Below are 10,491 nucleotides of genomic sequence, written 5' to 3'. Positions count from 1 at the left end.
GGCGTGGACACGGATATGGATGTGTCCCAATTCGATCTACACCTGATCGTCGGCGACACCTATAACGAATCGGGTGCACCCACCGGCATCCGCGGCTTCTTCACCTACGCCACCGACCTCTTCGACGCCACAACAGTGCAAGGCTTCGCCGACCGACTGGCGCGGATTTTGTCCTTCGTGGTCGCCGATGCCGCGGTTCCCGTCGGGGACATCGACATCCTTGCCGACACCGAGCGCACCGACGTGCTCGCGGTGTGGAACGACACCGCACACACGGTAGCGACGGCGGCGAAGTTGGGATCGTTGCTGCGGCGGTCGGTGATGACAGTGCCAGGGGCGGTCGCGCTGGTCGCGGACCCTCCCACGGGTGGGCGCAGGGAGCTGAGTTACGCCGAACTGGCCACCCGGGTGAATCGCCTGGCCCGCTACCTGATTTCCGTCGGTGTCGGTCCGGAGTCGCGGGTTGCGCTGGCGTTTCGCCGGTCGATGGATCTGGTTGTGGCGATGTACGCGGTGGCCGAGGCAGGTGGCGCGTACGTGCCGGTGGATCCGGACCAGGCTGCCGAGCGCACCGCCTACATCCTGGCCTCGTCCGCGCCGGTGTGCGTGCTGACCGACGCCGATGCCGGGTTCGACACCGATATCGTGCCGGTGGTGCGGCTCGACGACCTCGAACTGGCGTCCGTGCTGAGCGGGCCGATCGCCGACGCCGAGCGGATCGCACCGCTGCGTCCGGAGAACACGGCCTACGTGATCTTCACGTCGGGCTCGACCGGCCGCCCGAAGGGTGTGGCCGTGCCGCACGCCGCGATCGTGAACCAATTGCTCTGGAAGGCCGCCGCCTTCGAGCTGATGGGAGACGACGCGGTGCTGCTCGACACCGCGACGACGTTCGACTTGTCGGTGTGGGAGTTCTGGTCGGCCGCCGTGTGTGGCGGCAGGCTGGTGATCGCGGCGCCGGAGGGACATCGCGATCCGGCGTACCTGAGCGAGCTGATGGCGCGGGAGTCGGTCACGACGCTGCATGTGGTGCCGTCGATGCTGGATGCGCTGCTGGCGCACTGGGTGTCCGCCGACAACGCCGCCGAGGCGCGGTCGCTGCGGCGGGTGCTCGCCATCGGTGAGGCGCTGCCCCCCGCGCTGGCCCAGCGCTTCCGCGCGACGTATCCGGATGTCGCACTGTTCAATTTGTACGGTCCGACGGAGGCGGCGGTATCGATCACGTGCCACCGGGTGAGCGAGTCCGACCAGACCTCGGTGTCGATCGGTGTGCCGGAGTGGAACAGCCGGGTATACGTGCTGGATGCCCGGCTGCGGCCGGTGCCGGTGGGTGTTTCGGGTGAGTTGTATTTGGCGGGTGCGCAACTTGCTCGCGGCTACTTCGGCCGGGTGGATCTGACCGCGGATCGGTTCGTGGCCAACCCGTTCAAGTCCGGCACCCGAATGTATCGCACGGGTGACCTTGTCGCGTGGAATGCCAGTGGCGAGCTCGAATACCGGGGTCGCACGGATCTCCAGGTGAAGATTCGTGGTTTCCGTATCGAGTTGGGTGAGGTCGAGGCGGCATTGTCGGCGTTGCCGGAGGTCGCGCAGACGGCGGTGGTCGCGAAGTCCGATCCGAAAACCGGTGATCGTCTGGTGGCCTATCTGGTTCCTGCCGAGGCCGACGCGGGTGTGGATGTTGTGCGGGTGAAGTCCGAGCTGACAACGGGCCTGCCAGCATTCATGGTGCCGTCGGCGTTTGTGGTGGTGGATGCGTTGCCGTTGACGGTGAACGGCAAGGTGGATCGGAAGGCGTTGCCCGAGCCGGAACTCGAGGTTCCGGAGTTTCGTGCGCCGTCCACCGTCGCCGGACTCGCGAGCAAGGTCGAACAGGGCGCGGGGGAGCGCACGCGCATCCCGCTGGTTGCTCGGAAGCGGCCCGATTACCTACCGCTGTCCTTTGCGCAGCAGCGCATGTGGTTCCTCAATCAGTTCGACACCTCGGCCTCGGTCTACAACACTCCGGCCGCGGTCCGCCTCTCCGGTGATCTGGACGTCGGCGCCTTGCAGCAGGCCGTCGCCGACCTCGTCGCGCGCCATGAGATCCTGCGCACCATCTACCCGCTGACACCGAACGGCCCGGTGCAGCAGGTTGTGGCGCCGCACGAGGTGCCGGTGGACCTGGCGCTTACGCAGATCGGTGACGAACGCGTCGCCCACGAGGTGCAGCACGTCGTCGGCGGCGGATTCGACGTGGCGATCGAGGTTCCGTTCCGCACCAGGTTGTTCCAGCTCGCATGCACCGAATATGTCCTCGTCTTCGTCGCACACCACATCAGCGCCGACGGCAGGTCGATGGGCCCGCTGACCAGGGACCTGATGCTGGCCTACGCCGCGCGCAGCGGCGGCGAAGCACCGTCCTGGGGGCGACTACCCGTCCAATACGCCGATTACGCGCTATGGCAGCGCGACGCGCTCGGCGCCGACGACGATCCCGAATCCCTCGCCGGCACGCAACTGGCCTATTGGACAACCGAACTCGCCGGCCTGCCCGATGAGCTCACCCTGCCGACGGACCGCCCGCGTCCGCCCGCTCAGTCCTTCGCTGGCGGCAAGACCGAGTTCGTCGTCGACGCCGACGTGCACACCGCGCTGGCCGGGCTGGCCGGGCAACACAACGCCACCCTGTTCATGGTCGTGCACACCGCGTTTGCTGTCTTCTTGTCTCATTTGTCCTGCACCGAGGACATCGCTATCGGCACCCCGATCGCGGGACGGGGCGAAGCCGAACTCGACGATCTGATCGGCATGTTCGTGAACACCGTGGTGCTGCGCACTCGGGTCGCGCCCGGCCTCGGCTTCACCGAGTTGCTTGCCGCCAACCGGGAAACCGATCTGCGCGCCTTCGCCAACGCGGATATTCCGTTCGAACGGCTGGTCGAGGCGCTCCACCCCGAGCGCTCGGCAGGTCGCCATCCACTCTTCCAGGTGGCGCTGTCGTTCGAGAAACTCGCCGCCGCCAGCTTCGAGCTGCCCGGACTCAGCGTCGCCGCGCTCGACCCGGCCGCCGACACCGCCGAGTTCGACCTGCTGCTGAGTGTGCGCGAGCAGCGCATCGAAGCGGGCGACGAGGCCGGTCTTGCTGTCGAATTCGCTTACGCCCGTGACCTGTTCGATGAACAGACGGTGGTCGATTTCGGTCGCCGGTTCCGCCGCATTCTCGCCGCTGTCGCGCAGAACCCGACCACCGCAGTCGGCGACCTGGAGATCCTGGACGACGCGGAGCGGGCGGACCTGATCGCGCGCAGTGGCACCGAAGCCGTGCCGTCGCGCACGCTGCCGGAGCTGATGGCCGCCGCCGTCGCCGCGAATCCGACCGGCATAGCCGTGGCCGCGGGTGAGCACACCTTCAGCTACACCGAACTCGATGAGGCCTCCGCGCAGTTGGCCCGCGCGCTGATCGACCGCGGCGCGGGCCCGGACGTGCCGGTCGCCATCGCTATCCGGCGTTCAGCCGAATCGGTTCTCGCGTTGTGGGCCGTGGCCAAGAGCGGTGCGGCGTTCGTACCGATCGACCCGACGCACCCGACCGATCGCATTGCGCACATGGTCGCCGATTCCGGTGTGACGCTGGGTGTGACGCTCACCGCCGAGCTGACCGACCTGCCCGCCCTGTCCGGTGGCGCGTGGGTCGCCTTGGACGACTACGATTTCACCGTCGATGTCGAGGCGCGCTCGGATCGCCCACTCACCTCCGACGACCTGCGCCGTCCGCTGCGCAGCGACAACGCCGCGTACGTGATCTACACCTCCGGCTCCACCGGCGTGCCCAAAGGCGTCGTCGTCACCCATGCCGGACTGGCGAACTTCACCGCCGAGCAGAGGGAGCGCTACCGGCTCGACCAGTCCACGCGCGTACTGGCGTTCGCGTCGCCGTCCTTCGATGCGTCGGTGCTGGAACTGCTGCTCGCGCTGGGCTCCGCGGGCGGTCTCGTGGTGGCGCCTGCGCTGACCTTCGGCGGCGAGGAACTGGCCGAGCTGATCCGCGCCGCGGGCGTCACACATGCCTTCCTCACCCCGTCGGTGCTTGCCTCGCTCGAGCCCGACGCACTGGCGGGCATGCGGGCAATCGTGGCAGGCGGCGAAGCGGTGCCCGCCGACCTGGTGGCCCAGTGGGCCGTGGCTCCCGAGCGCGACTTCTACAACGGGTATGGCCCCACCGAGACCACGATCATGACCAACATCAGCGACCCGTTGCGGCCCGGTGATCCGGTCACCATCGGCGGTCCGATCCGCGGCATGCGGTCGCTGGTGCTCGACAGCAGGCTGCGTCCCGTAGTCGACGGTGTCGCAGGCGAGCTGTATCTGGGGGGCATCCAGCTGGCGCGGGGCTATCACGCGCGACCGGGATTGACGGCGGCGCGGTTCGTCGCAGACCCGTGCGGTGCGCCCGGTGCTCGCCTCTACCGCACCGGCGACGTGGTGCGCTGGCGCAGGGCCGGGGGCGCACCGGTCGTCGAGTACCTGGGCCGCAACGACTTCCAGGTGAAGGTGCGCGGCTTCCGCATCGAACTCGGCGAGATCGATGCTGTGCTCACCGCCCAACCGGGCGTCGACTTCGCCGTCACGATCGGCCGCGTATCCGGCTCCGGCGCAACGACGCTGGTCTCCTACGTGCTACCCGCCAAGGGCTCGGCGCTGGAACCTGCCGCGCTGACCGAGCGGCTCGGGCGCACCCTGCCGGAGTACCTGGTTCCAACGTCGATCGTCGTGCTCGACGAGATCCCGCTGACGCCGGTCGGCAAGCTGGACCGCAAGGCGCTGCCCGAACCGGCCGTGGATATCCGCGCCTACCGCGCGCCGCGGACCCAGGCCGAACTGGTGATCGCCGAGGTGATCGGCGAGGTGCTCGGTATCGACCGGGTCGGCTTGGACGACGACTTCTTCGCGCTCGGCGGCGACAGCATGGTCTCCATCCAGGTGGTCGCGCGCTCACGCACCCGCGGTGTGACCTTCCCCCTGCGTGCTGTCTTCGAATGCCGTACTGTCGCCGCACTGGCCCGCGCCGCCGTAGTAGAGGGCGGCCCCGACGACGAGGCGGGAGAGCTGCCGCTGACGCCGAACGCGGCACGGCTGCTGGACGCGGGCGTCGAGGTGCGGGCCATCGCCCTCGACGTCCCCGAGACCTGCCCGGTCGAGACGGTGCGTGGCGCGGTGGCCGCTGTTCTCGACCAGCACCCGATGCTGTGGGTGCGGGTGGAGTACGCCGGCGGCGGCGCGCCGATGCTGAGCATCCCCGCGGTCACCGAGCGCACCGGCGAGGCTTTCCGCCGGCTTGATCCCGAGCGCGGCGAGACCTCGCTGCCGATCGATGATGTGGTGCTGGCGGCCGCCGCGGCGCTGGACCCGGAACAGGGTCGCAATATCCACTTCGTGCTCACCGGAGGACCCGAGGGCCGCTCCACGCTGATCATCGTGGCCAGCAGCCTCGTGGTCGACGACATCTCGTGGCGTGCGATTGTCGACCAGTTGACGGTCCGGTGGAACCGTGCCCGTCACGCTGCCCCTGCGGCGCCGGCGTCCGGTCTCGGCGTGCTCATCCGCGCTCTGTCGGCCCGCGCGCACGACCCGGCGACAGTGGCCGAAATGGACTGGTGGCGGCGGTCACTCGGCACCGTGCCGGAAGACGCGGTGGCCGACGGGCGGGATCTGCGTGCCCGCAGCCGGGTTTCGCTCACGATTACCGCGGAAGGCGCTGGGGCCGTCGCCGCCGCGGCCGAGGCCTACCACGCCGGCGTGGACGACATCTTGCTCACCGCGGTGGCGCTGGCCCTGCGCACTTCCGCGGGTGAGACCGTCACGCGCGCGGTCGGTTCGGTGATCCGCCTGGCCGCCGACGGCCGGACGGCGGCGCACGCCGACGCGGAAAGCATGGTGGGCGGTTTCGCCACCGAATATCCGCTTCCACTGCGGCTCACCAGGATCGACATCGACGACGCGTTGCTCGGCGGGCCCGCGGCGGGCGCGGCGATCGCGCAGATCAAAGAGCTGCGCAGATCGGTGCCGTCCCGTGGCGTAGGCTACGGCCTGCTGTCCTACCTGAACGCCGACACCGCGGCCGAACTGCGCGGGTTCGGCCGCGGCCGGTTCGCACTGCGCTACCGGGATCTGCGCCCGGCCCGGGTGCACACCGACATCCCGGCCGGCAACCTACTGCTCGTCCTGACCGTCGACGCCACCGACGACGGCTTGCTCGCCCGGTTCGACTACGCCGCAGCTGCTTTCAACGGCGACGAGGCGAAGGCCTTCGCCGAGCACTGGATCCGTGCGCTCGGCGGTCTCGCCGAACACGGTCTTCGTCCGGATGCGGGCGGATTCACACCGTCGGACTTCCCGCTGGTGCGGCTCAAACAGCCCGACATCGACCGGTTCGCCCGCGCTTACCCGAACCTGTCGGATGCTTGGCCGGTCACGCCGTTGCAGCCGGGCATGCTGTTCCATGCCCTACTCGCCGAGTCCTCGGTGGACGTCTACACCACCCAGTTCGTGCTCGACCTGGGCGGTGCGGTGGACGCCGACCGGATGCACGCGGCCGCGCAGGCGGTGCTGGACCGGCACGACAACCTGCGCGTCGCGTTCGCCGACGATGTGGAAGGCAATCCCGTTCAGGTCGTGCAGGATTCGCTGGAGGTCCCGTGGCGGCTGATCGATCTCTCGCCGCTGCAACCAGGCCCTGCGGCGGCCGAGTTGACCCGGATCAAGGCCGCCGACCTGGCCGACCACTTCGACATGCGGACCGCGCCGCTGCTGCGGTTCGCGCTGATCCGTTCCGCCGCCGACGTCTACCACCTGCTCGTGACCAGTCACCACATCCTGCTCGACGGCTGGTCCATGCCGCTGCTGATCAAGGATCTGCTGACGGTTTACGCGCTCGGCGGCAAATCGCGGCACCTGCCCAAGGTGCCGTCCTACCGTACGTACCTGGCCTGGCTGGTGGCACAGGACGCGGAGGCGGCGCGCACGGCGTGGCGCACCGCGCTGGCCGGGTTCGCCGAGCCGACACCGCTGGCGCCGGTCGACCCCGGCCGGGAGATCTCCGCGGGCGCAGGCGAAGTCGGTTTCGAGCTGTCCCAGGCCGACACCATTGTGCTCACCCGGCTCGCGGCAGGTCTCGGCGTCACGGTGAACAGCGTGGTGCAGGCGGCCTGGGGTGTGCTGATCGGTCGAAGCATCGATCGCGACGATGTGGTCTTCGGCGCCACCGTGTCCGGACGGCCGCCACAGCTCGACGGCGTCGAGTCCATGGTCGGCCTGTTCCGCAACGCGATTCCGGTGCGAGTGCGTCTCGGCGCGACCGAGACCCTCGGCGGCCTGCTGCGCCGGCTACAGGCCGAGCAGGCCGCGCTGCTCGACCACCACTACCTCGGCCTGAGCGATATCCAGAATGCCATCGGCGTGGAAGGGTTGTTCGACTCGCTTGTCGTGTTCGAGTCGTTCCCGGTGGACCGGGAAGGACTGGACCAGGCCAGCACCATCGAGGGCATCAACGTCACCGGCGTCGGCGCCGTGAACGGCACCCATTACCCGATCACCGTGACGGTGGTGCTGGACAACCAGCTGCGGGTCTCACTGAAGTACCTACGCGACATTTTCGATGAACCTGCGGCACAGTCGTTCGCGCAACGACTTTCGATGCTGATCGGCCACTTCGTGGCCAGCCCGCAGGCGCGGGTCGGCGAGATCGACGTGCTGCTGAACGCCGAGCGCGCCGCGCTTGTCGCACACAACGCCACCGACCTGCCCGAACTGCTCGACGACGCGACGCTGCTTTCGCTGTTCGACGCGCAGGTGGCGCGCACACCGGACGCGCCTGCGGTGCACTTCGGCGGGACCACCCTCAGCTATGCCGAGCTCGACTTGCGCGCACAGGCATTGGCCGTAGAGCTGATGCGGTGGGGTGTCGGGCCGGAGACGCTGGTCGCCGTGGCCATGCGACGTAGCATCGACCTGATCGTTACGCTCTATGCGGTGCTGCGGGCGGGCGGCGGCTACGTCCCGATTGATCCGGAGCACCCGGCCGAACACAACGAGTACGTATTGGACGCCGCTGATCCGGTGTGTGTCCTGACCACCACGGCCGATCGGTTCGATACCGCCACCGGGATTCCGGTCGTCGCGGTGGACACGCTGTATCTGCCGCTGGACGCAGTTCCCTGGCTGGACAGCGATGTGCGTCCGGACAATATCGCCTACGTCAGCTATACCTCGGGCTCCACCGGCCGCCCGAAGGGCGTGATGGTCACGCACCGGCAGATGGCCCACCAGTTCCGCTGGGCCCAGCTGGCCTACCCGCACGACGGCAGCGACGTCGTGCTGCACAAGACGCCGATCACGTTCGGCATCTCCACCTGGGAGCTGTTCTGGCCGTTGCAGACCGGCGCCGCGATCGTGCTGGCCGAACCCGACGGCCACCGTGACCCGGCCTATTTGGCCGGAACCATCACCGAATACGCGGTGAGCACTGTGCATTTCGTGCCGTCGATGTTGGACGCATTCCTCGATTCCGTCACCAACCCCGCTGCGGCGTACCCGCTGCTGCGGCGGGTATTCGCCGCTGGGGAGGCGTTGTCCGGGGAGACCGCCGCGCGGTTCGCCGCCGCCGTCCCCGACGCAGCCCTGGTCAACTGGTACGGCCCCGCCGAGGCCACGGTGGTCACCGACCATCAGGTGCGCGACACCGCCGCCGTGGTGATCCCGATCGGCATCCCGGTGGCCAACACCCGCGTGCACGTGCTCGACCGGCAGCTGCGCCCGGTGCCGCCGGGTGCCGTGGGCGAACTGTACCTCGCGGGCGTACAGCTGGCCCGCGGCTATATCGGCGCGCCGGCCCGGACTGCCGAGCGTTTCGTCGCGTGCGCGGGCGGCGAGCGCGGCTATCGCACCGGTGACATCGTGCGGTGGCACGACGGAGCGCTGGAATACCTGGGCCGCAGCGATGCTCAGGTCAAGCTGCGCGGCCGGCGCGTCGAGCTCGGCGAGATCGAGAGCGCGTTGCTCGGCGACGACCAGGTGGGTCACGCGGCGGTGATGCTGGTGCCCGGCGCGGCCGGGGACCGGTTGGTCGCCTATGTGGTCGCCGCGCCGGGAGAGCGCATCGACGAGGCCGCACTGCTGTCGCACGCGCGCGGCGCGCTGCCGTCCTACATGGTGCCCTCGGCGGTGGTCATCCTGGACTCGATGCCGCTGAACGCCAATGGCAAGCTCGACCGCGACGCGTTGCCGGTGCCGCAGCTCGCGGGCCGTCCGTACCGCGCGCCGAGTACGCCGCTGGAGCGGACCGTGAGCGACGTGTTCGCCGACGTGCTCGACCTGGGTGACGGGCACCGCGTCGGCATGGACGACGATTTCTTCGACCTGGGTGGCAACTCGCTGATCGCGACGCGCGCGGTCAGCAGGCTGCGCACGCTCACCGGCGCCCAAGTGCGGGTGCAGTGGTTCTTCACCGATTCCACCCCGGCATCGCTGTCGGCCCGAGTCCTCGCGGCGCTGGCCGACGACCACGACTACGACCTGGACTCGAATGGCGCACTCGGCGTCCTGCTGCCGATTCGGACGATGGTGCCGCACGACACCGCCGCCGCCGAGCCGCTGTTCTGCCTGCACCCGATGTATGGATTGTCCTGGTGTTATGCGGGACTTGCGCGCTACGTGCCCGCGAGCACGCCGATCTTCGGCCTGCAGTCACCCGCCTTGACCGAGGACGGCTACCTGCCGAACTCGCTGACCGAGATGGCGCATCGCTACGTGGCCGAGATCCGCGCCGTGCAGCAGGAAGGGCCGTACCGCCTGCTGGGCTGGTCGCTCGGCGGTGTCCTCGCGCACGCCGTGGCGACCGAACTGCAGGCCGCGGGTGAGGAGATCGGGCTGCTGACCATGCTGGACAGCCACCCGGACATCGACGTCACCGACTTCCGTGCGGCGATCCGGGAGGCGCTGTCCGAACTCGGCATCGGCGCGGACGCCTTGCTGCCCGGCGACGGCGACATCCGCGATCTGAGCGAGGATGCGCTCGCCGCGCTGCATGCCACGATCCCGCCGGATATGGCGGTGCTCACCCTCGAACGGGTGCGCCGGATCTACCGTGCAGCGGTGCGTTCGGCCGAGCTCATCGCAGAGCATCGGCCCGAGGTCTTCCACGGCAGGCTGGACTACTTCAGCGCGACGGGCCACGATACCGCGGCGTCCAGGTGGCAACCATATGTCGACGGCGGGGTCGCGGACTATCGGGTCGGCGTCGTGCACGATCAGATGACAACGCCGCAAGCATTGGCGGAGATCGGTCCTCGATTGTCCGAGCTGCTCGATCCGACGGATGCCGAAACGGCACAGCGTGTGCGGTCAGGCCCGGAGGAGGAGCCTGCGTAACCACGGAGGGCCCCGCAGGCGCTGGATAGGCACCGAATTCGGGGCGGCCATGATCGAATCGAGACCGTTCCGGCATGATAGGGC

The 10,491-nt window shown here is 69.0% G+C and carries 1 protein-coding gene; it reads left to right on the top strand.

Annotation, left to right across the window (positions count from 1 at the left end):
• On the top strand, positions 1-10,407 hold a 10,407-nt coding region (locus AB4Z47_RS28610), incomplete at its 5' end, for an amino acid adenylation domain-containing protein (RefSeq protein WP_441955459.1).
• Positions 10,408-10,491 lie beyond the last annotated feature (84 nt).

The organism is Nocardia sp. 2TAF39 (assembly GCF_052114905.1).
Taxonomy (GTDB): domain Bacteria; phylum Actinomycetota; class Actinomycetes; order Mycobacteriales; family Mycobacteriaceae; genus Nocardia.
Note: the sequence above shows the minus strand (reverse complement) of the source record. Positions and strands in the feature narration are given on the sequence as shown.